Annotated in this window: 25 protein-coding genes, 1 tRNA gene and 1 rRNA gene; 14 read left to right on the forward strand and 13 right to left on the reverse strand. The window is 68.3% G+C overall.

What is annotated here, in order from left to right:
• Positions 1 to 134 precede the first annotated feature (134 nt).
• Positions 135 to 581, forward strand: a complete 447-nt coding sequence (locus QE374_RS14260; RefSeq protein ID WP_309735927.1) for a GNAT family N-acetyltransferase — start codon at positions 135 to 137, stop codon at positions 579 to 581.
• Between the two features lie 27 nt (positions 582 to 608).
• Here QE374_RS14260 and QE374_RS14265 read toward each other — a convergent pair whose 3' ends face one another.
• Entirely contained in the window at positions 609 to 1,277 is a 669-nt protein-coding gene (locus tag QE374_RS14265; protein ID WP_309735928.1) for a metal-dependent transcriptional regulator, read from the reverse strand.
• Positions 1,278 to 1,282: 5 nt separating this feature from the next.
• Positions 1,283 to 2,551 carry a sodium:proton exchanger gene (locus tag QE374_RS14270; RefSeq protein ID WP_309735930.1) on the reverse strand — a complete coding sequence of 423 codons (1,269 nt, stop codon included), beginning with the start codon at positions 2,549 to 2,551 and terminating at the stop codon, positions 1,283 to 1,285.
• A 290-nt stretch (positions 2,552 to 2,841) separates the two neighbouring features.
• Between QE374_RS14270 and QE374_RS14275 the strand changes: the two genes are divergently transcribed.
• Together QE374_RS14275 and arr are read left to right on the forward strand one after the other, a co-directional pair.
• Entirely contained in the window at positions 2,842 to 3,216 is a 375-nt protein-coding gene (locus QE374_RS14275) for a hypothetical protein (protein WP_309735932.1), read from the forward strand.
• A 37-nt stretch (positions 3,217 to 3,253) separates the two neighbouring features.
• Positions 3,254 to 3,670: an NAD(+)--rifampin ADP-ribosyltransferase gene (gene arr, locus QE374_RS14280; protein ID WP_309735934.1), complete on the forward strand. Its 417-nt coding sequence runs from the start codon at positions 3,254 to 3,256 to the stop codon at positions 3,668 to 3,670.
• A gap of 12 nt (positions 3,671 to 3,682) precedes the next feature.
• Here arr and QE374_RS14285 read toward each other — a convergent pair whose 3' ends face one another.
• Both QE374_RS14285 and QE374_RS14290 read right to left on the reverse strand, forming a co-directional pair.
• Entirely contained in the window at positions 3,683 to 4,360 is a 678-nt protein-coding gene (locus QE374_RS14285) for a HEAT repeat domain-containing protein (protein WP_309735935.1), read from the reverse strand.
• A 38-nt stretch (positions 4,361 to 4,398) separates the two neighbouring features.
• Positions 4,399 to 5,205 (reverse strand): alpha/beta hydrolase, encoded by an 807-nt coding sequence (locus QE374_RS14290; protein WP_309735937.1) that lies wholly within the window; start codon positions 5,203 to 5,205, stop codon positions 4,399 to 4,401.
• 81 nt (positions 5,206 to 5,286) lie between these two features.
• Here QE374_RS14290 and QE374_RS14295 point away from each other — a divergent pair, with 81 nt between their 5' ends.
• Positions 5,287 to 5,685, forward strand: a complete 399-nt coding sequence (locus tag QE374_RS14295) for a VOC family protein (protein WP_309735940.1) — start codon at positions 5,287 to 5,289, stop codon at positions 5,683 to 5,685.
• On the opposite strand, the gene QE374_RS14300 is transcribed toward QE374_RS14295, so the two are convergent.
• From QE374_RS14300 to QE374_RS14310, 3 genes are read right to left on the reverse strand one after another with little or no spacing between them, the layout of a single operon-like run.
• Complete coding sequence (locus tag QE374_RS14300; RefSeq protein ID WP_309735942.1) at positions 5,661 to 6,341, reverse strand: helix-turn-helix domain-containing protein; 681 nt, start codon at positions 6,339 to 6,341, stop codon at positions 5,661 to 5,663. The two genes, QE374_RS14295 and QE374_RS14300, sit on opposite strands and share 25 nt — an antisense overlap.
• A gap of 37 nt (positions 6,342 to 6,378) precedes the next feature.
• Positions 6,379 to 6,825 carry an SRPBCC family protein gene (locus QE374_RS14305; protein ID WP_309735945.1) on the reverse strand — a complete coding sequence of 149 codons (447 nt, stop codon included), beginning with the start codon at positions 6,823 to 6,825 and terminating at the stop codon, positions 6,379 to 6,381.
• A 42-nt stretch (positions 6,826 to 6,867) separates the two neighbouring features.
• Entirely contained in the window at positions 6,868 to 7,824 is a 957-nt protein-coding gene (locus QE374_RS14310) for a DUF1731 domain-containing protein (RefSeq protein ID WP_309735947.1), read from the reverse strand.
• Between the two features lie 86 nt (positions 7,825 to 7,910).
• On the opposite strand from QE374_RS14310, the gene QE374_RS14315 reads away from it, so the two are divergent.
• Positions 7,911 to 8,300: an ester cyclase gene (locus tag QE374_RS14315; RefSeq protein ID WP_309735948.1), complete on the forward strand. Its 390-nt coding sequence runs from the start codon at positions 7,911 to 7,913 to the stop codon at positions 8,298 to 8,300.
• Positions 8,301 to 8,306: 6 nt separating this feature from the next.
• Here the strand turns inward: QE374_RS14315 and QE374_RS14320 are convergent, their stop codons facing one another.
• Both QE374_RS14320 and QE374_RS14325 read right to left on the reverse strand, forming a co-directional pair.
• The gene (locus QE374_RS14320; protein WP_309735951.1) at positions 8,307 to 8,654 is read right to left on the reverse strand and encodes an Lsr2 family protein; all 348 of its coding nucleotides are present in this window, start codon (positions 8,652 to 8,654) and stop codon (positions 8,307 to 8,309) included.
• 27 nt (positions 8,655 to 8,681) lie between these two features.
• Positions 8,682 to 9,530: a LuxR C-terminal-related transcriptional regulator gene (locus tag QE374_RS14325; protein WP_309735952.1), complete on the reverse strand. Its 849-nt coding sequence runs from the start codon at positions 9,528 to 9,530 to the stop codon at positions 8,682 to 8,684.
• A gap of 131 nt (positions 9,531 to 9,661) precedes the next feature.
• Between QE374_RS14325 and QE374_RS14330 the strand changes: the two genes are divergently transcribed.
• On the forward strand, positions 9,662 to 10,015 hold the full coding sequence (locus QE374_RS14330; protein WP_309735955.1) for a DUF485 domain-containing protein: 354 nt from the start codon (positions 9,662 to 9,664) through the stop codon (positions 10,013 to 10,015).
• Positions 10,012 to 11,628, forward strand: a complete 1,617-nt coding sequence (locus tag QE374_RS14335; protein WP_309735956.1) for a sodium:solute symporter family transporter — start codon at positions 10,012 to 10,014, stop codon at positions 11,626 to 11,628. The genes QE374_RS14330 and QE374_RS14335 overlap by 4 nt, the downstream gene beginning before the upstream one ends.
• A gap of 21 nt (positions 11,629 to 11,649) precedes the next feature.
• Here QE374_RS14335 and QE374_RS14340 read toward each other — a convergent pair whose 3' ends face one another.
• Positions 11,650 to 12,168, reverse strand: a complete 519-nt coding sequence (locus tag QE374_RS14340; RefSeq protein ID WP_309735957.1) for a methylated-DNA--[protein]-cysteine S-methyltransferase — start codon at positions 12,166 to 12,168, stop codon at positions 11,650 to 11,652.
• Between the two features lie 198 nt (positions 12,169 to 12,366).
• Between QE374_RS14340 and QE374_RS14345 the strand changes: the two genes are divergently transcribed.
• Positions 12,367 to 16,062 (forward strand): AAA family ATPase, encoded by a 3,696-nt coding sequence (locus tag QE374_RS14345; protein WP_309735961.1) that lies wholly within the window; start codon positions 12,367 to 12,369, stop codon positions 16,060 to 16,062.
• Entirely contained in the window at positions 16,049 to 16,228 is a 180-nt protein-coding gene (locus tag QE374_RS14350; RefSeq protein ID WP_309735962.1) for a hypothetical protein, read from the forward strand. Before QE374_RS14345 ends, QE374_RS14350 begins: the two co-directional genes overlap by 14 nt.
• A gap of 4 nt (positions 16,229 to 16,232) precedes the next feature.
• Here QE374_RS14350 and mscL read toward each other — a convergent pair whose 3' ends face one another.
• The 3 genes from mscL to QE374_RS14365 are packed head-to-tail and all read right to left on the reverse strand — an operon-like array spanning position 16,233 to position 17,598.
• A complete protein-coding gene (gene mscL / locus QE374_RS14355) occupies positions 16,233 to 16,652 on the reverse strand; it encodes a large conductance mechanosensitive channel protein MscL (RefSeq protein WP_309735964.1) in 420 nt (139 codons plus the stop codon).
• A 34-nt stretch (positions 16,653 to 16,686) separates the two neighbouring features.
• Positions 16,687 to 16,971 (reverse strand): FmdB family zinc ribbon protein, encoded by a 285-nt coding sequence (locus tag QE374_RS14360; protein WP_309735966.1) that lies wholly within the window; start codon positions 16,969 to 16,971, stop codon positions 16,687 to 16,689.
• 21 nt (positions 16,972 to 16,992) lie between these two features.
• Positions 16,993 to 17,598: a 5-formyltetrahydrofolate cyclo-ligase gene (locus QE374_RS14365; protein WP_309735968.1), complete on the reverse strand. Its 606-nt coding sequence runs from the start codon at positions 17,596 to 17,598 to the stop codon at positions 16,993 to 16,995.
• Between the two features lie 53 nt (positions 17,599 to 17,651).
• On the opposite strand from QE374_RS14365, the gene galU reads away from it, so the two are divergent.
• The 5 genes from galU (at position 17,652) to QE374_RS14390 (ending at position 22,837) form a co-directional block, all read left to right on the forward strand.
• Complete coding sequence (galU, locus tag QE374_RS14370; RefSeq protein WP_309735969.1) at positions 17,652 to 18,536, forward strand: UTP--glucose-1-phosphate uridylyltransferase GalU; 885 nt, start codon at positions 17,652 to 17,654, stop codon at positions 18,534 to 18,536.
• A 16-nt stretch (positions 18,537 to 18,552) separates the two neighbouring features.
• Positions 18,553 to 19,188, forward strand: a complete 636-nt coding sequence (locus QE374_RS14375; protein ID WP_309735972.1) for a GNAT family protein — start codon at positions 18,553 to 18,555, stop codon at positions 19,186 to 19,188.
• 57 nt (positions 19,189 to 19,245) lie between these two features.
• Entirely contained in the window at positions 19,246 to 20,145 is a 900-nt protein-coding gene (locus QE374_RS14380) for a large exoprotein (RefSeq protein ID WP_309735974.1), read from the forward strand.
• Positions 20,146 to 20,191: 46 nt separating this feature from the next.
• Positions 20,192 to 20,264: transfer RNA gene (locus QE374_RS14385), tRNA-Ala, on the forward strand.
• A gap of 1,050 nt (positions 20,265 to 21,314) precedes the next feature.
• A 16S ribosomal RNA gene (locus QE374_RS14390) occupies positions 21,315 to 22,837 on the forward strand.
• Position 22,838 lies beyond the last annotated feature (1 nt).

A 22,838-nucleotide genomic window follows, 5' to 3' on the forward strand; every position in this document is an offset into this window, starting at 1 on the left:
CGCATCCGTCATCGTGAGACTGCATCTTCGCGACGAGATCACGGGGTTTACCCGTGATCTCGTGCTCGAAATGCAGTCTCGCGGGACGAGACAGCGCCGTAGCGCCCGCGCCCTCGGCCGTCTACCGTGTGGGGATGGACCTGCGCATCCGCAAGGCCGTCGACATCGACCTCGTTCCGGTCGCTGAGCTGCGGTGGTCGTCGATCGTCGACGAGAAGAACGCGGTGCCGGCGACGGAGCGCGACGCCTTCGTCGAGGCTTTCGTCGAGTGGGCGCGCACCGCGCCGCACGAGTGCTACGTCGCCGAGATCGCGGGCAGCATCCGAGGCGCGGCATGGGTGGTGCTCACCGAGAGGGTGCCGAGCCCTCGGGCTCTGGCGCGCGTCACGGCCGACCTGCAGGGCGTCTACGTCGATCCGGACTGTCGCGGACAGGGGATCGGTCAGCGCTTGATCGCCCATGTCGTGGATGAGGCGACCGCTCGCGGAGCGGAGCGGGTCGTCGTGCACAGCTCGGACGGCGCGGTGCCGCTGTACGAACGCGTGGGCTTCACCTCCTCCCGCACGCTGCTGCACCTCTGACGCTCCGGTCAGTCGGACCTCGCCTCGCTAGGAGCGAGCTACGCGCACGGCGTCGGCAGCGGTGAGGCTGAGGTCGACGGGCGTCGCATCGATCTCGACGCGAACCACGCCGGCATCGCGATTCACGTGCCGCACCGTCAGGGTGCGGTTCACGCGGATGCCGACGTCCTCGAGATGGCGAAGCACCTCGGGGGAGCGGTCGCGCACGCGGCTCACCTGTACGCGGATGCCCGACGGCACATCGGGGAGCGCTTGGTCATCGATCGCCGGAACGGTTCCGTCGGCCTTCGGGATCGGGTCCCCGTGCGGATCGTGTTCCGGGTGACCCAGCGCGATATCCATGCGGTCGAGGACGAGTTCGGACACCGCGTGCTCCAGGCGGTCCGCCTCCTCATGGACCTCATCCCACCCGAGCCCCAACCGCTTCACGAGATAGGTCTCGATCAGGCGGTGACGCCGCACGATCGGCACGGCGAGCTCCGATCCGGCCGGCGTCAGACGTATCCGGCCATACGGCTGGTACTCGATCAGACCCTGTCTGCTGAGCTTCTTGAGATTGGCCGACACCGTGGATGCGGTCACGCCGAGTTGACGCGCCAAGTCGGTCGTGGAGGGCTCGGCGGATGGCCACTCCTGCGCTTTCCAGATCAGGGTGAGGTAGTCCTCGACGAGACGCGAGGGGTGCGGGTCGGACATCCCGCTCATCCTCGCAGGTCGTTCTCGAGGACTCGTTCTTCGGCGCTCGGGAGGGGGCGTTTCTCGCGTCGGAACGGCGCCGCGAGGGTCGGGGCGATATCGCGGCGGTGCACCCAGAGGAAGGGGACCGCGGCGAGCAGATGCACGGCGCTGAGCACGTATCGTCCTGTCGTGTCCGTCACGAAGAACTGCACGGCGAACAGCGCGGCCAGCGCGATGGCTGCGGATCGGTGGAAGCGCAGGCCGATGATGATCGCGACGCCGAGCACGGTCTGCGTCGCGGTCAGGGTGAACTCCTCGATCTGCCGAGCGTCCAGCGGCAACCCGCCGGTGCTGCCGCCGCCCAGCACATGGGCGACGGGCAGCGAGCCGACGAGCAGACTCCACTGATTGACCTTGGAGGCGATCAGCGTTCCGATCGCGAAGGCGCCCTTGCCGCGCAGTGCGAACATGACCGCGATGATGAACTCGGGCGCCTCGGAGGCGAGCGGGGCGAGCCACTGGACGAGGAAGAAGCTGTCGACGCCCAGTGAGGATCCCGCGCCCACGAGCGACTCGGCGAACGGTTCCGCCGACATCAGGATGATCGCGGCGGCGACGACGAAGAGCACGGCGACCGTCCACCGGCGGCCGGTACGCGGCAGCGCCGCGATCCTGCCGGCCATGCCCACGAGTTCCTCCTCCTCGTCGTCGTGCACTTGGCTCGCGCGCCAGAGGTAGAAGCCGAAAGCGGCGATGAGGACGGCGCCGTACCAGACGGGGATGGAGCCCATGACGGGAATGGCGAAGGCGATGATCGCTAGAACCGCGAGGAACCCGATGTCGAGGCGCATCGACGGGTCGAGGACGAGTGAGCGTGCCCTGTCGGCCGCGCCTCCCGCACCGCGCCGAGCCCGGCGCGCGACCCAGAGCGCGACGATGACCACGAGGGCCCAGCCGAAGCCGAGGAGCAAGCGGTTCGAGCCCGTCATGTTCGCTGCCGCGAACTGTTCGTAGGCGGGCTCGGAACCGGAGCGGAAGGCGTAGTAGAGATCGACGGCGTACTCCGGAAGCACGGCGATCAGGGCCAGGAGCGCGATCGCCAGCGCACCCGAGATGTCTTTCTGCGCGGCTTCGGCTCCCCACGCCAGGAGGAACGACGCCGCAACCACCGCAGCCCCGAAGACGAACATGTCGACCACCGGGTTGGGCATGAAGCCAGTGGCACGAAAGACGACGGCAGGCAGGGCGATCGCCAGGCAGAGGACGATCTTCAGCCACGCGGTGCGGGTCACGGGGTTCCTTCTCTCACGCGCGACCCGCGCCCGGGAGCGCTTCGGCCACGACGAATCAGCCGAAGGTCTCGTTCGCCTCGAACCGAGGTGCGTTGCCGGGCCGGTCTCCGTGACCGCCAGTGTGTCGACGTCGCTCGTCCGCATGACGGACGGAACTACTCCCCTTCGCTTCCTACCCTCGTCGTCGGCGGTGCGGTGTGTCTACGCACAACCCTGAGTGTGGGTCGTCACACATCGCACCGCGTCGCACTGTCAACCAGCGCCTAAGTTCGGCTCCTAACCTGGGCGGCGTGTATCGCCGTCTCGCCGTCCTGCCCCTGCTCGCCCTGCTGGCGCTGGCCGGATGCGCCTCCGCCTCCGCGCGCACCAGCGCAGAGGCCTGCCTCAACGTCATGAACTCGTGGCAGGAGTACGCGAGCTTCGCCGAGACTCCCGGGCGCGCGGACGGTGCCGTGGCCGAGGGGCGCGCGGCGGTGCGGGATGCGGTGAGCCGCGCCTCGGCCGGTGCGCCGGAATGGATGCTGGCGAAGATGAAGGACGCCGACAAGGCGCTCGATGCGGTGACCGCCGCGCCCTCGAATCCTGACGGCAAGGCGGCGTTCCAAGCCGCATCCGACGCGTTCGAGACGATCCGGGATCAGTGCAAGGCGGATCGGAACCTCTAGCGGCGATCTGTCCGCCCGCAGGACTAGCCTGTGCCGGGTGAGCGATGCACTCGACGACGGACCCTTCTTCCACGGCACCAGGGCGCACCTGTCGCCCGGCGACCTGCTGGTGGCGGGACACCGCTCGAACTATCGTCCCGAGGTCGTGATGAACCACATCTACTTCACGGCCCTGGCGGACGGCGCGGGGCTTGCGGCAGAGATCGCGGCGCGAGGCGACGATGAGATCCCTCACGTCTACGAGGTGCAGCCGACGGGTCCGTTCGAGAACGATCCGAACGTGACGGACAAGAAGTTCCCCGGCAATCCCACGCGCTCTTACCGCAGCGCTGCGCCGCTGCGGATCGTTCGGGAGGTGATCGACTGGACCCGCCTGACGCCCGAAGCGCTGCAGTCCTGGCGGGAACGCATCGATGCGCTGAATGAGAACCCGGACGCGCAGATCATCAACTGACCGGGCCAGCGATCACAGCAGGACGGACAAACGCCTCTTCTTGCGGTTCTCCGCGATAATCCACGCCACGTCGGCATCAGTCGCGTCGAGCGCCAGGAAGGCGGCCAGGCCCGATGCGGGATCGGCGGCGACCGCCACGCTCCAGCCGTACCCGAGAGCCTGCCGCAACGTCCGCACCTCCGCGTCTCGGCGCTCGGCGAGGGGCCGCTGTGCCAGCGACTCGGTCGCGCGGCGACAGACCCCGACGGCGACGGCGGCGGATGCGGGGGAGTGCAGCAGACGCGGCTCGCAGATCGCCGCCACCGCGGCGCGCTGCACGAGCGGGTCGTCCGACTCGGCCCACGCGGTCACGATCTCGGTGAGCCGCGCGAAGTCGCGATCGCCCAAGAGCTGCAGCCCGATCGCCACGCCTTCGCGTACGCGCCATCGCCCATCGGATGCGGCGTGCAGAGCGGCGGCGGCGTACTCCGCCTCGTCGGCGCGAGCGCCGTAGGCCGTTGCGACGCACATCGCGGTGAACTCGTCGTCGCGGGTGCCGAGCACGAGGAGAGCGGACTCGTCAGCGACCACGGCGAATGCCGCGGCCAGCGCGGTGTTCGCGCGGGGGCCGGGCAGGTCGGAGTTCGCGTCGAGCAGCATCGCCCACTCCTCGACGGGCAGCTGGCGCAACCGCGTCTGCCAATCGGTCATACCGCTGACCGTATCCCCGGGCGCGGTGACGGGGGACGTCAGGGGCCGGGATAATCCGCGGATGCGGCGTCGGCATCCATGCGTCGCAGCCAGTCGCGGATCAGCGCGGTCGTGATCTGCGGCTGCTCCAGGTGCACGTTGTGCCCCGCGAGGTCCAGGACCGCGTAGGTGCCGCGCGGATAGTGGTCGCGAAAGCGCCATCCGTCCTCGTAACCCACCACATCGTCCTGCCGTCCGAAAAGGTGCAGTGCTGGCAGGGTGAACGGCTCGGGGTGCGCCAGCTCGGGAACCGCGGGCAGCGTGTAGCTGGCCGCGATGCGGTCGATGACGGCCGGGTCGGAGCCGCGCAGGCCAGGAAGGACGTACTCGGTGAACGCGGCGAACGACGCCGTATCCTGCACGACGCTCACTTGCGCGAAGTCGCCGCGAGCATCACCCGCAGCGTCGAGTACTGCCTCGTCGACACGCAGCACCTGACGCGGCGGCACGATGCGCGCATCATGGCGGGGCTCGAAGACACCGGCGAGCGTGGCCAGCCCCAGCAGCTGTTCGCGCATCTCGTGCGCGACGTAGCGGGCGATCATCGCGCCGAAAGAGTTGCCGATGATCGCGAACGGCGCCTTACCGAGCGCCGAGCATACATCGTCGATGACCGATGAGGCGACGTCGAGAGCGCTCGCAGCATCAGACGGCGGTGCGCCCTCCGCCCATGGCAGATCGAGGTAGTTGCGTTGCCAGGGCAGGTCGCCGATCGCTTCCTCCAGGGGAAGCATGATGCGGTGATCGACGCCGAAGCCGTGGATGATGACGATCGGGCGGCCGGATCCGGAGGTGTGTGCGATCACTGCTCGAGCGTATGTCGTGTCCGCGACATCGTGGCCGTTCGGTTCAAGACGTGGCAGCCACGCACACCTAGCGTGGAACCCATGGCACTGAGACTCGGATTCATCGGCATCGTCACGCAGGACATGGCCGCTTCGCTCGCGTTCTACCGCTCGCTGGGCGTCGACATCCCGGAAGGACAGGACAATGCTCCGCATGTCGATGCGCGACTGGAAGACGGGGTCGCCCTCGCGTGGGACACAGTCGACACCATCCGCAGCTTCGACCCTGCGTACGAGCCCGCATCCGGAGGTCACCGGATCGCACTCGCGTTCGACCAGGGCGCGCCGGATCGGGTGGATGCGGTATTCGCCGGACTCGTGGACGCGGGCTACGCCGGACACGTCCCACCGTGGGATGCGCCGTGGGGTCAGCGGTACGCGACCCTCCTCGACCCCGACGGCAACTCGATCGATCTCTACGCGGCGCTCGACGCGAACTGAGCGGGGCTCGCGCCCACCAGTCGCCGGAACTCCCGCGTGAGGTGCGACTGGTCCGCGTAACCCGCCGCCGCGGCCACGTCGGCAAGCGTGCGGTCGCCCTGCAGGAGCTGCCGCGCGCGACGCGCTCGCTCGATGCGCACCAGGGTCGCGTACCCGTAGCCGAAGCGCTCACGCATCCGGCGCCGGAAGGTGCGCTCGGTCTCGTTCATCTCCGCGGCGACACGGGTCGCGGAGACCGCGCGCCGGGCGCCGAGCTGGACCGCTCGTGACCACGCGTTCTCGATGCCGGCGCGGGAGGCGAGCTCGATCAGACCCGCGATGGGATGCGGCCCGTCGCCGAAGCGGACCATCCGCTCGCGCAGGCGACGCGCCTCGTCTGCTGCCACGGTCTCGGTGAGGGGAACGAGCCGATCCGTCAGGTGGGGGAGAGCGGCGGCGAGGAGACCGTGCGCGCGGCCCGGCGACAGACGCAGCCCGAACGAGCCGTTCGCGGGGTCGGCGACGGCGGCGATCCACCGCGTCGATGGCCCGGCGACATAGACGTGATCGGCGAGCAGGATGAGATCGACGCATCCGTCGGCGGGTACTGCGCCGCCCGAGCCGCCGGTCGAGCGCCAGAGCGCCGATCCATCGGGCAGTGCGCGTTCGGTGTACACGCTGCCATTGTGCCTGCAGGCTGCGACAGGCGTGCGGTCAGACTCCCGCTGCCCGCACCAGAACGTCGTTGCGCTGCCGGATGAGCCGCCGCAGATACGGGACCAGCACGAGTCGTTCGGCCAGCCGACCGAAGAGGGGAGACGCGATCGTGAGGACGTCGGTCATGACCGTCTGCCCATCGCGCGTCTCGAATCGATGCTCGTGACGGAAGAGGCGAAACGGCCCCCGCACCTGCTCGTCGACGAAGCGGCGAGGACGATCGAGCGCGGTGATCTCGGACGTCATCCGGAAGCGCCAACCGAAGTGCCGCGCGCTCCATGTGACGCTCTCTCCCAGGCCGATGAGGCCGCTCGTGACTCCACCGACGGCGCGCTCACCGGAACGTGCCATCGACTCGAGGTGCGCGTCGATGCTCAGCGACTGATCGAACAGTCGCTCGACGGGCACCGGAGCGCGGGTGATGACCGTGAAACTCGAGACCATGCTGTGACTCCTCGTGTGCGATGGCGTATGGGTGGCTGATGGTCAGATCGCATCCTCGAGATGCGGCCGTTGAAAGGTGTACCCGGCGGCCTCGAGCACGCCCGGAACGACCCATCGGCTCTTGAGCACGAGTTCCGGTTCGGTGCGCAGCACCCACATCGCGGGCTCCAGCATCCATCGCCACGCGGGCAGTCCGATCGGCATGCCGGTCTTCTGGCGCAGCGCGCGCATGAGGGTGCGGTTGTCGGTCGGCTCCGGGCTCGCGAGGTTCACGGCGCCCGCGATCTCCTCGTGCTCGACGAGGAACTCGACGGCCCCGATCACGTCGTCGATGTGCACCCAGCTGAACTTCTGCCGCCCACGTGTCCGGTGCCAGCCGGAGCGGGGGGATCCGCTCGGACGCGGCCCGATGCCGCGGTAGCGGCGATGGGGGAACCACGGCGAATCGATCTGCGGTCCACCCAGTCCCCAACGGGCGAGCCGGCGCAGCATGTCGGGCGCAGGGCCATCGCCGAACACGATGGCCATTCGCAGCGCCACGCGGCGCGTGCGCGGCAGCTCGCCGGCGAAGAACTCGCGTTCCCACTCCCGCGCGACATCCACGGAGAACCCCTCGCCGAGAACGCCCGAGGCTTCGTCGTTGGCGCGCTGCTCCTCGTGCCGGTAGATCGTCGCCGTCGATGCGTTCACCCACAGCGGGGGCGGGTTGGGGGCCGCAGCCACGGCGTGGCGGAGAGCCCGCGTGGTCTCGACGCGTGAACGCAGGATCTCATTCCGGTTGACGTCGTTGTACCGGCAGTTCACCGACTTGCCGGCGAGATTGATGAGAAGGTCGGCGCCGTCGACCGCGTCGACGATCGCACGCGGATCGCCCCAGCCCACGTGCTCGGCGCGACCGATGCGTCGTATCCGGTATCCGTCGGCTCGCAACGCCTCGACGATCTCGCTCCCCACGAACCCGCTCGCTCCCGCGACGACCGCCTCCCGCTTGTCCGCCATGCACTCCACCCTCTGTCGGCAGCCCGTGCTCCGACCGTACCGTCGCCTCGCGGCTCGGCCCCACGGCGCCCGCGATAATGGAGCGGATGGAGCCGTGGGAACTGCGCGAGTGGCATGCCGAGTACCTCGACGCCTGCAACCGTCACGACCTGGATGCCGTGCGCGGCCTCGTCGCTCCGGACGTTCGTCGTGCGCATCTGCCCGGCGGGCGGGATGCGTGGATCGACGATCTCGCGGATCTGTTCCACGCCTTCCCGGATTGGCAGTGGCGACGCATCCAACTCGTGATCGAGGACGACCGGATCGCGGCGCACCTGCGCGGCAGCGGAACTCACGCCGGCGTCTACCGCGGGGTCGCGGCCACACGGCGACACGTCAACGTCGCGGAGTTCGCGATGTACCGGGTGGTCGGCGGCCGCATCGTCGAGTTCACGGGAACCGGAGACGCTGAGCTGCGGCAGCAGATCGGCGTGTGACGGGCGTCAGTGCGCGGCGTCGTATGCGTCGATGACGGATGCGGCGACGCGCCCGCGCTCCGACACCTGGTGACCGTTGGCCTTCGCCCACTCCCGGATCGCGGTGAGGTCGCGCGACGAAGATGCCGATCGAGCACGCGGCTTGATGCTCGCGCTCGAGCGCCCCGAGGAGATGCGGCGGGCCGCCGACACATACGGAGCCATCGCATCGCGCAGCGCTGCCGCGTTCGCATCCGAGAGGTCGATCTCGTAGGCGATGCCGTCGAGGGAGAAGAGCACGGTCTCGCCCTCGCCCACCTCCAGAACGGAGTCGTCGAGGTCGTCTACGAGCTGGTGGACGATTCTGCGCGCCATGACGTCACCATACAGATCCGCGGCTGCTCAGGGCAGCAGCCGGGCCCGGCGCGCCTTCGCCACGGCCGCGTGCCGCGTCGTGGCTTCCAGCTTCGACATCGCCGCCGCGAGGTACGACTTGACGGTCGTCTCCTTCAACGCCAGCTCCTGAGCGATCTGCGCATTGGTCGACCCGAGCGCGGCGCACGCGAGAACGTCCAGTTCCCGCGGGGAGAGCTGCACCGGCGCCGACGGTGCAGGTTGGTCGCCGGCGGCGACCTCGGCGAGGCGGCGTTCGACGGCGGCCAGACGCTCGCGCAGCGCGGCGTCGCTGACCGTCGCGGAGATCGCACGCAGTTCCGCGAAACTCTCCCGCACCTGCTCGCGCGCCGCCGCATCCCACGCGCTCTCCGGGGCCGCATCCTGGGCGCGCTCCACGCGACGGGCGACCTCGTCCCGGATGCGGAGCTCCGATGCGAGGGCGTCGGCGATCTTCAACGCCGGCGCCGCCGTCAGCTCATCCACGGCCGTCTGACCCCAGGAACCGCAGTACAGCACGCCGCGGGTCCGGCCGGCTGCGACGACGGGGACCGCGAAGAGCGTCGCGATGCCTTCGCCGAGGATCGGACCGTCGTAGTCGTGGGTGATCCCGCGTGCGCTCCGGTAGTCCAGGGCGAGGCGCGGGCGCTTCTCCGTGAGCGCCCTTCCTCCGAGCCCCCGCTGTTCGCGCACGACAAGGCCTTCGATGGTCCGCCCGCGCGCTCCGACGATGGAGCTCACGTGCACGGAGTGCTCGCGAACCAGCCCGCCGAAGGCGACGGGGAAGCGCGTGCGAGCGACCAGATCGTGGACGGCACGCGTCATCAACTGCAGATCGCTGGTGGTTCCGGGGGACATAGGTGCTACCTACTTCCGGGGGTGTCGGCCTCGTTGCCGATTTTCGTAGCGTCGACCCTACCATCGCCGCGAAGAGGCGACGACGGCTCGGATGGACACCCCGCATCCGCGGCATGAGGCAAGGAGGCCACATGACTGAATCGCACGACCGCGCCGCAGACGGCGCGGGAATCGACTACATCGAGGTGGAGGAATCACCCCCGTTCCAACGCCTGAAACGAGCGCAGCGCGCGTTCGTCTTCCCCCTCGCGATCGCGTTCCTGCTCTGGTATTTCGTCTACGTGCTGCTCTCATCGTTCGCGGCCGACTTCATGGCCACGCGCGTCTCGGGTGACATCACCGTGGGGCTGCTGCTCGGGCTCGGCCAGTTCGTCTCGACGTTCGTGATCACGATGGCCTACGTCGCCTACGCCAACCGGCGCCTCGACCCGCAGTCGCGCGCGATCCGGGAGGACCTGGAGCGGCGAGAGGCGGGTGCGCGATGAACGAGGTCTTCGGAGCCATCCACGCAGCTGTCCAGACGGTCGAGAACGATCCCGTCCTGAACATCTCGATCTTCGCCGCGTTCGTCGCGGTGACGCTGTTCATCGTCATCCGCGCGTCGCGCAACAACAAGACCGCCGCCGACTACTACGCGGCCGGTCGCTCGTTCACCGGGCCGCAGAACGGCTTCGCGATCGCCGGCGACTACCTCTCGGCGGCATCCTTCCTCGGCATCTGCGGAGCCATCGCGATCAACGGCTACGACGGGTTCCTCTACTCGATCGGGTTCCTGGTGGCGTGGCTGGTCGCGCTGCTGCTCGTGGCAGAGCTGATGCGCAACACCGGGCGCTTCACGATGGCCGATGTCCTGTCGTTCCGTCTCAAGGAGCGACCGGTGCGGATGGCGGCGGCCATCACGACGCTCGCGGTGTGCTTCTTCTACCTGCTCGCGCAGATGGCCGGCGCCGGCGGGCTGGTCTCGCTGCTGCTGGGCATCGGCGACCAGATCGGGCAGTCCATCGTCGTCGCGGTGGTCGGGGTACTGATGATCGTCTACGTGCTGATCGGCGGGATGAAGGGCACGACCTGGGTGCAGATCGTGAAGGCGTTCCTGCTCATCGGCGGCGCGCTGGTCATGACCGTGTGGGTGCTGGCGATCAACGGGTTCAACCTGAACACGTTGCTCGAGAGCGCCGTCGCCGCCTCGCCGAAGGGTGATGCCGTGCTCGCCCCCGGCCTCCAATACGGCAAGAACCCGTGGGACTTCATCTCGCTCGCGCTGGCGCTCGTGCTCGGCACCGCGGGTCTGCCGCACGTGCTGATGCGCTTCTACACGGTGCCCACTGCGAAGGAGGCGCGGCGTTCGGTCGTCTGGGCGATCTGGTTGATCGGTCTCTTCTATCTGCTCACCCTCGTGCTCGGCTACGGTGCGGGTGCGATGGTCGGTCCCGAGACGATCGCGGCCGCGCCCGGCGGCGTCAACTCCGCCGCCCCGCTTCTCGCCCTCTACCTGGGCGGTCCCGTGCTGCTCGGCTTCATCTCCGCGGTGGCGTTCGCGACGATCCTCGCGGTCGTCGCCGGCCTCACGATCACGGCGGCGGCCTCGTTCGCGCACGACATCTATGCGAGCGTCGTGAAGAAGGGCAACGTGCCCCCGGACGGCGAAGTCAAGGTCGCGCGACGTACCGTCATCGTGATCGGCGTGCTGGCCATCATCGGCGGCATCGGCGTGCAGGGACAGAACGTGGCGTTCCTGGTCGCGCTGGCCTTCGCCGTCGCCGCATCGGCGAACCTGCCCACCATCCTGTTCTCGCTGTTCTGGCGCAAGTTCACCACGCGCGGAGCGGTGTGGAGCATGTACGGCGGACTCGGAGCGGCGATCGTGCTGATCGTGCTGTCGCCGGTGTTCTGGGGCACGCCCACGAGCGTGTTCAAGGACGTCGGTGTCGCGATCTGGCCGCTCAACAACCCGGGCATCATCTCGATCCCCTTGGGCTTCTTCCTCGGATGGTTGGGGTCGGTGACCTCGCGCCGTGCCGAGGACCGGAAGAAGGCCGCAGAGATGGAGGTGCGCTCGCTCACCGGGTTCGGCGCTGAGAAGGCGGTCGACCACTAGCGACATCGTCCGGCGGGCGGCCTACACGCCCGCCGGACGATGCGCGGCCTCGAGATCGAGCAGGTAGCGCTTGTGCTCGGGGCGTCCGCCGTACTCGCCGATCGAACCGTCGGAACGGATGACGCGGTGCGCGGGGACCACGAGCGAGACCGGCGTGTGGGCGCAGGCCGATCCGACCGCGCGGTGCGCGCGCGGCGAGCCGGCCTCGATCGCGATCTCGCCGTAGCTGGCCGTCTGGCCGTACGGGATGCGGGAGATCGCCTCGAGCGCGTCGCGCGCGAACCCGCTGACCAGACGCAGGTCCAGCTCGACCTCGAACGTCGTGCGCGTCCCCTCGAAGTACTCGTCCACCTGCCCGAGCAGCGTGTCCGCATCGTCGTCGATCGGTACCGGCTCCCGGCCCAGACGCTGCGTCCACGCAGCGAGGGCGGAGCCGAGCGGCGCGGCGAGGAACTCGAAACCGATCAGGCCGGAATCGCTCGTCAGAAGGAGGGCGTCGCCGAGGGGCGTGGGATGGATGCGGAAGCCTGTCGGGGTCATGTGCTCATCCTTCTCGTGCGCTCATTCCCTCCGCGGGGAGCGCGTCCGCCCGGCGGACAACGCGCGGGCCGGGTGATCGTGGGGAGGAACGGCCGGTCCCTCCGGCGTGTCGCGAATCCGGCGAAACTCGGTCGTGGTTGAGCCCTGCTCGCCCATCTCACGCCTATGGTGACACGTGTGTGGCGTGGAGAAGGCACCATGATCTCTGGTGCAGACGAGGCGACGAATCCGGTGCGCCCGAGTGATCTCGGCGTTGCAGAGCCCGGTGTCGTCGTCGCGCACGTGGCCGACCCCGAGCGCGCGCGGCTGCGCGCACAGGCCGCCCTCCTCGGCGGCCGCTCGACACTCCTCTTCTATGAGGACTCGCCCGAGCGCGGTATCGACATCAACAAGGCGCACCCGGGGAGTCTGCCGCAGTTCCTGACCGGCCGGTCGACGCTGCTGTCCAACCTCTACCGCGACGAGGTCGCCCTGCGCACGGCGCGGATGGCGGCGGAGCGGATCACCGCCAAGAACGTCGAACTGCGCACCGCGCGTGGACTGGAGACCGTCTCTCTCGCCGTGGGCATGGCCTCGTGGCGCATCGGCGGGATCATGTGCACGGCCCCGGTGCTGCTGCGACCGCTCGCGATCCGGCGTCACCACACCGACTTCGAGCTCAAGCTCCACGGCTCCTTCGTCGTCAACCCGGAGCTCGTGCGCGCGCTGGGGACCCACTTCGGCATCCATCTGGACTCGGCGGCCCTCGCCGGCCTCGCGCACGACGGCGCGGTGTTCCGCCCGCAGCCCGTGATCGACCATCTGCGGGCGCTCACGACCCACATCCCCACCTTCACCGTCGTCCCGCGTCTGGTCGTCTCCAACTTCGTCGACGTCGGCTCGGGGATGGCTCGCGACACCGCCGACCTCGACCACCCGGTGCTGAACGCGCTCGCGGGGCATCCCGACGAGCGGGCGCGCCTCTCGGTGCGTCCCGCGCTTCCCCGCGTCACGAGCCCGGACGAGCGGACCCCCGCTGCCGACACACTCCTGCTGGATGCGGATGAAGAGCAGGAAGCCGTGCTCGCCCGCATCGCGGCCGGTCACTCGCTCGCGGTGCACACCCTGCCGGGCACCGGTGGCACGCAGACGGTCATCAACGCGATCGGCGCCCTCGTGCAGAGCGGTCGTCGCGTGCTCGTGGTCAGCGCTCGCCGCTCGACCCTCGACGGTGTCCGCCACCGCCTCGCCGGCATCGGCCTGGATGCGCTCGCCGTCACCCCCCGACACCTGCACCGGGATCTGATCCGCGCGATCGGGCGCAATGAGAAGGCCCAGCCGCCGAAGGTCGCGGAGATCGACGACGCTCTGCTGCGACTGCGCACGGTGCTGCGCGACTACCGGGGCGCGCTGACCGCCTCGCATCCCAGCCTCGGCACCTCGGCCCTGCAGGTCGTGCGGCGGCTGACCGAGCTGAGCGCGCTGTCGCCGGCTCCGTCGACCACCGCCCGTTTCGACATCGCCACCCTCGAAGCACTGCGCGACGCGCGACCGCAGGCGGCGGCGAAGCTCGTGGCCGCCGCGAAGCTGGGGGAGTTCCGTTTCGGTCCCGACGACTCGCCCTGGTACGGCGTGAGCTTCGACACCACCGAATCGGCACGCGCGGCGCACGCGCTCGCCGGAAAGCTGAGCGGCCACGAGGTGCCGAGCCTGCTCGAGCGCGGCTACGAGCTGATCGCGCAGACGCGGATGCGACCCTTCCGCACGATCGATGAGCTCGGCGACTATCTGCGTCTGCTGCAGGGCATCCGCGAGACTCTCGACAAGTTCAGCCCGAGCGTCTTCGAGCGTCCGCTCGTCGAGCTCATCCAGGCGCACGCGCCCAAGCGGGATTCCGCCGACATGTCGAGCGCCAACCGTCGTCGGCTCAAGCGCCTGTCGCGCGAGTACGTGCGCCCCGGCGTGCACGTCGGCGACATGTACGAGGCGCTCGTGCGCATCCAGCAGCAGCGCGCGGATTGGCAGCGCCTGGTCGACGCGGGCGTCGTGCCCGAGGTGCCGGTCGGACTCGCCGACGTGCACGTCGCCTGGCAGCGCGTGCACGCGCAGCTCGGCGAGCTCGACCAGATCCTGCGGCGTCGCGAGTCGAGCCGACTGGCCTCGCTCCCGGTGGCGCAGCTGATGCGTGTGCTGGCCGGCCTCGCCGCCGAGTCGGCGTACTTCGAGAACCTCGTCGAGCGCGCCACGCTGCGCACCGAACTCGATCGCATGGGACTCGCCCCGCTGCTCACCGAGCTGTCGGTTCGCCACGCGCCCGAGGACCAGGTCGCGGCCGAGCTCGAGTTCGCGTGGTGGCAGTCCGCCCTCGAGCATCTGCTGCGCACCGATCGCGCGCTCCTCGGAGCGAACACCGCGGTGCTGGACCGTCTCGAACGCGATTTCCGGCTCGTGGACGAAGCGCACGCCGCCGCATCCGGGCCCGTGCTCGCTGCGCAGCTCGCGACGCAGTGGAAGATCGGCCTGGTCGACCACGCCGACGAGGCCGCCGCTCTCAAGCAAGCGCTGAAGGGCGGCGTCTCCGCCCCTGATCAGCTCGTGCGCGCAGCCCCGACGCTCATGCGCACGCTCGCGCCGGTGTGGCTGGCCTCGCCGTACGAGGTGCCCGAGATCCCCGACCATCCGCCGTTCGACGTCGTGATCATCGCGGATGCGGCCGCTCTCTGCCTCGCCGAGGCGGCACCGGCGCTGCGCCGCGCCCGCCAGGTGGTGCTCTTCGGCGACCCCGTCACCCAGAAGCCGACCCCCTTCGCGGTCGGCGCGGGCGAGCGCGCGGTCGCGGACGAGTTCGACGAGCCGTTCGACGAGGTCTCGGTGTTCGAGCGGATGGCGGAGCTGCTCGACGTCGCCACCCTCACCCGCAGCTACCGCGCCGGCGGTGAGGACCTCGCGCAGCTCGTGAACGACGCGTTCTACGGCGGCGAGCTCGTCTCTCTGCCCTGGGCCGGTGCCTACCTCGGCCGGGGCAGCCTCAGCGTCGACTACGTCGAGGGCGGAACGGGAACGCCGGACCCGATCTCGGGTGCCGTCGAGAGCCCGGACGCCGAGGTCGCCCGCGTCGTCACGCTCGTGACCGAGCACGCGGTCAACCGTTCCGGCGAGAGCCTCATGGTCGTCACGGCCAGCAGACGGCATGCCGAGCGCATCCGTGCGGCCGTGGATGTGGCCTTCGCGGGCCGCGCCGACGTGGCCGACTTCGTTTCGCGCGAGACGGCCGAGCCGTTCGCTGTGCTGACCCTCGAGGAGTCGGTCGCCGAGAGCCGGGACCGGGTCGTCTTCTCGCTCGGATTCGGGCTGACGAAGCACGGGCGCGTGCTCAGCGACTTCGGCGACCTGTCCACGGCGGACGGCGAGCGACTGCTCACCGTCGGAATGACCCGTGCGCGTCGCTCGATGGTGATCGTCTCATCCATCCGTCCCAGCGCTTTCGAGGACGGCAGGCTCGAGCACGGGGCCGCGACGCTCATGAGCATCCTGGGCGGCGTGGCGGCGCGGGCACGCGAGACGCGCCTCGAGGACCTCGCCGACCCGCTGACCCGCGCTCTCGCCCGTGAGCTGCGCGCCAAGGGCATCAAGGTCGATCTCGACTATCGCGGGCTGCTGCCCCTGGTCGCAGGCCATGACGGCAAGGCCGTCGTCGTCGAGAGCGACCCGGAGACGCGCCCCGAGTCCCTGCGCGAGTCGCTGCGTCTGCGTCCGCAGATCCTGCGGCGGCTCGGGTGGCACTACCTGCGCGTGCACGCCTTCGACCTCTACAGCGACCCCGCGGCGGTCGCGGCGCGCGTGTCGACGCTGTTGGGCGTCGAGGCGGGTGCATCGCCGCAGGCGAGCACGCAGCCCATCGATGTCGCCGAGTGAGCGTCAGCGCGTCGTCCGCGTGACAGGAGCGCGGCGCGCTCGGCTCACGCCGGCGCCCGGCGCGGTCGATGAGCCCGAGAGCACACGCGACGACGCCGCATCCGCAGCATCCGAGGCCGGCCCGAACGACGAGCGGATGCGGCGAGAGGTGCCGCCGCACTACTGAGGCGTCAGGGCCGGGTCTTGTTCTGCTGCTCGAGCAGGTCGCGGATCTGCACCAGCAGCTCCTGCTCGGTGGGAGCCGGAGCCGCTTCGGGCTCGCGGACACCGGCGCGCGCCGCCTGGCGTGCCTTCCAGAGGTTCATCGGCATGACGAACGCGAAGTAGACGACGATCGCGACGGCGAGGAAGCTCACGATCGCGGTGATGAGCCCGCCGATGGGGAACGTGACCGTGCCGCCGTAGATGTCGGGCACGGGAATGCCGGGAACACCGTTCTCATCGGCCTTCCAGAAGATCTCGATGAGCGGCGTGATGATCGACGCGACGATCGCGTTGACCACAGCGGTGAACGCCGCACCGATGACGACTGCGACCGCGAGGTCGATCACATTGCCGCGGAGGATGAACTCCTTGAAACCCTTGATCATCGAATCTCTCCTCATGTCGTCGGCGCCCGGCCGGTCAGGATGCCGCGGGGGCGGCGGGAGCGGTGGCTCCCGTGCTCGATGATGCCCCGGACGAGCCGGAGTCTCCACCCGACGTGCCGGTCGCGCTCGAGCCTGACGTGCCGGCGCGCGAGTCCGTGCGGTAGAAGCCGGAGCCGTTGAAGGTCACGCCGATCGAGCCGTACTCCTTGCGCAGCACGCCGCCGCACGAGGGGCACTCGGTCAGCGCGGGGTCGGAGAAGGACTGGACGGTGTCGAAGCGGTGTCCGCAGGACTTGCAGGCATAGGCGTAGGTGGGCATGGTGCCTCCGGGGTCAGGCGCTCAGCGGGTGCGCAGCGTCAGGGTGCGGGTGGGGGTGACGACGCCGTCGACGGGCTGGTCGTGCACGTCCGTCGGGACGTCGTCGAGGATCTCGGAGTCGTAGACGACCGCGTACACCGGCGGGCACTTCTGCATCGATCCGATGGTCTTGTCGAAGTAGCCGCGCCCCCAGCCCAGCCGCATCCCACGGCGGTCGACGGCAGCGGCGGGCACGATCATCAGGTCGACGTCGTTGACGGCGATGGGGCCGAGCAGCTCTCCCACGGGTTCGGGCAGACCGAACAGGCCTTCCGCGATCTCGCCGTCCTCCGTGGCGACGGCCCAGTCGAGCAGGCCGTCCACCCGGGTGACGGGAAGGAGCACCCGGATGCCGCGACGCACGGCCTCGCGCACGAACTCCCGCGTGTCGGGCTCGGCGTTGGTGGACAGGAAGCAGGAGAGCGATCTCACCTGGTGCGCCGCGGTCAGGACGTCGAGCTGCTGGTGGACGCCCGCACCCGCGCTCTCCCGAGCGGCGGCCGACAGCGTCTGCCGCCGCTCCCGCAGGTCGGCGCGGAGTGCGCGCTTGACGTCGTCCACTGCATTGCGATCGTCACCGTCTGACATGCACATGATTCTAAGGACCGCAACCGGCTCGGGCGTGCCGATAGGATCGCGGCATGAGTCACAAGCCCTTCAAGGCCGTCATTCCCGCTGCGGGTCTGGGAACACGATTCCTGCCCGCCACGAAGGCGATGCCGAAGGAGATGCTGCCCGTCGTCGACAAGCCCGCCATTCAGTACGTGGTAGAAGAGGCGGTCGAAGCGGGCATCCAGGACGTGCTGATCATCATCGGTCGCAACAAGAACAACATCGCGAATCACTTCGACGCGATGCCCGAGCTCGAGCAGAAGCTGCGGGAGAAGGGCGACACCGGAAAGCTCGCGAAGGTGGAGCACTCCTCCGACCTCGCCGACGTGCACATGGTGCGTCAGGGGGAGCCGAAGGGGCTCGGGCACGCGGTGCTGCGCGCGCAGGCCCACGTCGGAGATCACCCGTTCGCCGTGCTGCTGGGAGACGACCTGATCGACGAGCGCGACCCGCTGCTGTCGAAGATGCTCTCCGAGTACGACAAGCGCGGTGCCGCGGTGATCGCCCTCATGGAGGTCGACCCGGAGAACATCCACCTCTACGGTGTGGCGGCGGTCGAGGAGACCGACGAGGACGGCGTCGTGAAGGTGACGGGCCTGGTCGAGAAGCCCAAGAAGGAGGATGCGCCCTCCAACCTCGCCATCATCGGCCGCTACGTGCTCGGTCCCGAGGTCTTCGAGGTGCTCGAGCACACCGAACCGGGCAAGGGTGGCGAGATCCAGCTCACCGACGCGCTGGAGGAGCTGGCCACGGATCCGGAGCGCGGCGTGTACGGCGTGGTCTTCCGCGGCCGGCGTTACGACACGGGTGACAAACTCGACTACATCAAGGCGATCGTCCAGCTCGCCAGCGATCGCGACGATCTCGGCCCGGACCTGCGGCCGTGGCTGAAGGACTTCGTCGCCGGACTCTGAACCGGGGAGGCTCGAGGTGGACCTTTCGGCACCGCGCGAGCACGGGCGGGTCGGCATCCGTCTGATCCGTGCGCGCGATGCGCGCGTGCTGCAGGATCATCTGATGTCGAACCGCACCTGGCTGCGACCGTGGGAGGCGACGAGCCCCGACGGCGCCGTTCTGCTCGACATGAAGATCGGCATCCGCCGGCTTCTCCAGCAATACCGCGACGGCGCGGGCGTCCCGCTGGTCATGGAGTACGACGGCCGGGTCGCGGGCCAGCTGAACGTATGGGGGATCGCGCGAGGGTCGCTCGCATCGGCGACGATCGGCTACTGGGTGGCTCGTGAGTTCGCCGGTCGCGACATCACGCCGACGTCGGTGGCTCTCGCGACCGATCTCTGCTTCACGGAGTTGCGTCTGCATCGGATGGAGATCTGCATCCGACCGGAGAACGATGCGAGCCTGCGGGTCGTGCAGAAGCTCGGTTTCCGCTACGAGGGTCTGCGCCGTCGGTACATCCACATCGACGGCGACTGGCGCGATCACTACGCGTTCGCCCTCACGCGCGAAGAGGTGCCCGAGGGGGTGCTGGCCCGATGGGTGGGCGGTCGCGCGCCCGCCGATGCGGCGACCGTGCCGGAGCGCGACCGCATCGCTCCCTCCGACTGACGCCGACACGCCGACGCTTGCCGTGCTCGCCGCGGTGCGTCGCCTACCGTTGACGGCATGGGTGGACAGGTGCTGGGCGGAGGAGTGATCTTCCTCGTCGCCGTGACGCTGTGGCTGCTCTACCTCCTTCCCTCCTGGCACAGCCGGCACCAGTACAACGCCGCCGAGCGCAACGCGGTCCGCCTCAATCAGGCACTCCGGGTTCTCGCCGAGACCAGCGAGACGCCCGAGGAGGTGCGGCTGGAGCTGACGGCGCGCACCGCATCCGCGCAGCAGAAGCTCGCACGTCAGACGCTCGCAGAGCGCGAGCGAGCGCAGCTCGAAGTCGCGCGCCAGGAGCTCGCGGACGCCAAGCAGGAGGCCCGCGCAGTGCGCGACCGTCCCGAGGCGCGCATGGCTCGGGCTCGCAGGCGCGCGCGGCTGACGGCCACCGTCCTGGCGCTCCTCTCGCTCGGAGGGGCGGGACTGGGCGTCTGGGTGCAGCTGACCTCAGCCAGCGCGACGCTGCTGTGGGCGTCGGGTGCGGTCTTCCTCGTCTCGGTGCTGATGCTGCAGCAGATGTCGCGTGTCGCGCGTCGAGCAGCTCGCCGGGTCGCTGCCGCGCCGCAGATCGTGGCCGAGGCCCGTCAGGCTCACGTGCAGGACGTCGCGCTGCCGACCCGCTCCGCTCCCGCCACGTGGGAGCCGCGCTCGCTTCCTCGTCCGTTGGCGGCCACCTCCGGGTCCCGGGCATCTCTCGTGCAGGATGCGGCGGATGCGCGCGCGGCGCTTCGCCGTGCCGCCGTCGAGGAGGCCAAGCGCGAGCGCGCCGAGCAGGCCGCGCCGCCGGCGATCGACACCGCACGGGTCGCGAAGGCCTCCGAGGAGTCGCCCTTCGCGCGGATGGGATACGTCGACGATGCGGAGATCGAGGACCACGTTCGGCGCCTGCTCTCGACGCGTCGAGCGGCGGGTTGACGCGGTTCGTCCGCCTCTTCGGGCCGTGATAGGCTCGTTGAGTTCCGGGCCTGTGGCGCAGTTGGTAGCGCGCTTCGTTCGCAATGAAGAGGTCAGGGGTTCGAATCCCCTCAGGTCCACCGGAAAGGCCCCCGCTCAGCGGGGGCCTTCGTCGTTTCCGGCGGCCTCGCTGCACCGAGACCGCATCCTCGGCACGAGATCACCGTCTTCCCCCGTGATCTCGTGCGCTGGATGCACTCTCACGGATGGGAAGCGGTCTCGCGGGGTGGGGACGGTCTCGCGGGTGGGGACAGAGTCCTCCTCGACTGAGTGGTGTCACGCCGCTCGCGGATGCGGTGAGCATCGCACCGGTTGCGAACCCGGGGAGCGGGTGTGCAGTCGAAGCGGAGCGAACCCGGAGCAGGGGCGGCCCTTCATTGTGTGAGGTGCCGTGCCGCCGACCGTGCCGGCATGATCCGGCACCGGAGTGACCTCCGCCCGTGGGCGGGAACGGACGAGCGCGCGCGTCCCCCGCGTGGAAGCCGGGCGCGGCGGCCGGTCAGGAGCGTGAGCGATCCGGCCGCCACGCTCGCGAGACTGCATCTCCCGCACGAGATCACCGTCATTACCCGTGATCTCGTGACGCGCATGCAGTCTCGCGGAGAGAGGGAGCGTCATCGGCCGGAAACATGCGCGACACGCCCGGGGGTTGCGCTCGAGTTGGCAGATGGCAGGAACCCACGTAACTTATTACTTGTTCGCCCCACAGGGAAGAACGGAGAGGCTGAAGCCCCGTTCCCCTCAAGCGGAGAACACACTCCCACACAAGCGAGAAGATCTCAGATCTGTTGTGCGTGTGGGGTGCCGATCGTTCCGTCGATCGCCGCCTCGGCGGTGATAATGATCCGCTCCGGCGGATTTGACACGGCGAGCGAAACGGCTAAGATGGAGAAGTTGCCCTGCGGGCGAGGCTGAGAGGCCGAGCGGCAGGAGCATCCGTTCCTTGAGAACTCAACAGCGTGCACTTGTCAAATGCCAAATAACCTCGTTCCAGCTTCGGCTGGGTGAGATTCCTTTGGATCAAGTCCAACCCTTTGGGGTTGGCGTTATGGATTGTCAGTAATGGCATCCTTTTGGTCAGTTCAAACTCGCTGCGCACTTCTTTTTCCGTTGTGTGTATGCATTTTTCTTTTACGGAGAGTTTGATCCTGGCTCAGGATGAACGCTGGCGGCGTGCTTAACACATGCAAGTCGAACGGTGAAGCAGAGCTTGCTCTGTGGATCAGTGGCGAACGGGTGAGTAACACGTGAGCAACCTGCCCTGGACTCTGGGATAAGCGCTGGAAACGGCGTCTAATACTGGATACGAGACGTGGCCGCATGGTCAACGTTTGGAAAGATTTTTTGGTTCAGGATGGGCTCGCGGCCTATCAGCTTGTTGGTGAGGTAATGGCTCACCAAGGCGTCGACGGGTAGCCGGCCTGAGAGGGTGACCGGCCACACTGGGACTGAGACACGGCCCAGACTCCTACGGGAGGCAGCAGTGGGGAATATTGCACAATGGGCGAAAGCCTGATGCAGCAACGCCGCGTGAGGGATGACGGCCTTCGGGTTGTAAACCTCTTTTAGCAAGGAAGAAGCGAAAGTGACGGTACTTGCAGAAAAAGCGCCGGCTAACTACGTGCCAGCAGCCGCGGTAATACGTAGGGCGCAAGCGTTATCCGGAATTATTGGGCGTAAAGAGCTCGTAGGCGGTTTGTCGCGTCTGCTGTGAAAACTGGAGGCTCAACCTCCAGCCTGCAGTGGGTACGGGCAGACTAGAGTGCGGTAGGGGAGATTGGAATTCCTGGTGTAGCGGTGGAATGCGCAGATATCAGGAGGAACACCGATGGCGAAGGCAGATCTCTGGGCCGTAACTGACGCTGAGGAGCGAAAGGGTGGGGAGCAAACAGGCTTAGATACCCTGGTAGTCCACCCCGTAAACGTTGGGAACTAGTTGTGGGGACCATTCCACGGTTTCCGTGACGCAGCTAACGCATTAAGTTCCCCGCCTGGGGAGTACGGCCGCAAGGCTAAAACTCAAAGGAATTGACGGGGACCCGCACAAGCGGCGGAGCATGCGGATTAATTCGATGCAACGCGAAGAACCTTACCAAGGCTTGACATATACGAGAACGCTGCAGAAATGTAGAACTCTTTGGACACTCGTATACAGGTGGTGCATGGTTGTCGTCAGCTCGTGTCGTGAGATGTTGGGTTAAGTCCCGCAACGAGCGCAACCCTCGTTCTATGTTGCCAGCACGTAATGGTGGGAACTCATGGGATACTGCCGGGGTCAACTCGGAGGAAGGTGGGGATGACGTCAAATCATCATGCCCCTTATGTCTTGGGCTTCACGCATGCTACAATGGCCGGTACAAAGGGCTGCAATACCGTGAGGTGGAGCGAATCCCAAAAAGCCGGTCCCAGTTCGGATTGAGGTCTGCAACTCGACCTCATGAAGTCGGAGTCGCTAGTAATCGCAGATCAGCAACGCTGCGGTGAATACGTTCCCGGGTCTTGTACACACCGCCCGTCAAGTCATGAAAGTCGGTAACACCTGAAGCCGGTGGCCTAACCCTTGTGGAGGGAGCCGTCGAAGGTGGGATCGGTAATTAGGACTAAGTCGTAACAAGGTAGCCGTACCGGAAGGTGCGGCTGGATCACCTCCTTTC

This window comes from Microbacterium sp. SORGH_AS_0428 (assembly GCF_031453615.1).
Classification (GTDB): Bacteria; Actinomycetota; Actinomycetes; order Actinomycetales; family Microbacteriaceae; genus Microbacterium.

Bases quoted from the DNA above. Each gene is read 5' to 3' on its own strand.
- QE374_RS14340 (WP_309735957.1), bottom strand. From the start codon at position 12,168: ATGACCCCGACAGGCTTCCGCATCCATCCCACGCCCCTCGGCGACGCC.
- QE374_RS14330 (WP_309735955.1), top strand. From the start codon at position 9,662: ATGACTGAATCGCACGACCGCGCCGCAGACGGCGCGGGAATCGACTAC.
- galU (WP_309735969.1), top strand. From the start codon at position 17,652: ATGAGTCACAAGCCCTTCAAGGCCGTCATTCCCGCTGCGGGTCTGGGA.
- QE374_RS14365 (WP_309735968.1), bottom strand. From the start codon at position 17,598: ATGTCAGACGGTGACGATCGCAATGCAGTGGACGACGTCAAGCGCGCA.
- QE374_RS14345 (WP_309735961.1), top strand. From the start codon at position 12,367: ATGATCTCTGGTGCAGACGAGGCGACGAATCCGGTGCGCCCGAGTGAT.
- QE374_RS14380 (WP_309735974.1), top strand. From the start codon at position 19,246: ATGGGTGGACAGGTGCTGGGCGGAGGAGTGATCTTCCTCGTCGCCGTG.
- QE374_RS14305 (WP_309735945.1), bottom strand. From the start codon at position 6,825: ATGGTCTCGAGTTTCACGGTCATCACCCGCGCTCCGGTGCCCGTCGAG.
- QE374_RS14265 (WP_309735928.1), bottom strand. From the start codon at position 1,277: ATGTCCGACCCGCACCCCTCGCGTCTCGTCGAGGACTACCTCACCCTG.
- QE374_RS14295 (WP_309735940.1), top strand. From the start codon at position 5,287: ATGGCACTGAGACTCGGATTCATCGGCATCGTCACGCAGGACATGGCC.
- QE374_RS14350 (WP_309735962.1), top strand. From the start codon at position 16,049: ATGTCGCCGAGTGAGCGTCAGCGCGTCGTCCGCGTGACAGGAGCGCGG.
- QE374_RS14260 (WP_309735927.1), top strand. From the start codon at position 135: ATGGACCTGCGCATCCGCAAGGCCGTCGACATCGACCTCGTTCCGGTC.
- QE374_RS14315 (WP_309735948.1), top strand. From the start codon at position 7,911: ATGGAGCCGTGGGAACTGCGCGAGTGGCATGCCGAGTACCTCGACGCC.
- mscL (WP_309735964.1), bottom strand. From the start codon at position 16,652: ATGATCAAGGGTTTCAAGGAGTTCATCCTCCGCGGCAATGTGATCGAC.
- QE374_RS14325 (WP_309735952.1), bottom strand. From the start codon at position 9,530: ATGTCCCCCGGAACCACCAGCGATCTGCAGTTGATGACGCGTGCCGTC.
- QE374_RS14335 (WP_309735956.1), top strand. From the start codon at position 10,012: ATGAACGAGGTCTTCGGAGCCATCCACGCAGCTGTCCAGACGGTCGAG.
- QE374_RS14360 (WP_309735966.1), bottom strand. From the start codon at position 16,971: ATGCCCACCTACGCCTATGCCTGCAAGTCCTGCGGACACCGCTTCGAC.
- QE374_RS14320 (WP_309735951.1), bottom strand. From the start codon at position 8,654: ATGGCGCGCAGAATCGTCCACCAGCTCGTAGACGACCTCGACGACTCC.
- QE374_RS14285 (WP_309735935.1), bottom strand. From the start codon at position 4,360: ATGACCGATTGGCAGACGCGGTTGCGCCAGCTGCCCGTCGAGGAGTGG.
- QE374_RS14310 (WP_309735947.1), bottom strand. From the start codon at position 7,824: ATGGCGGACAAGCGGGAGGCGGTCGTCGCGGGAGCGAGCGGGTTCGTG.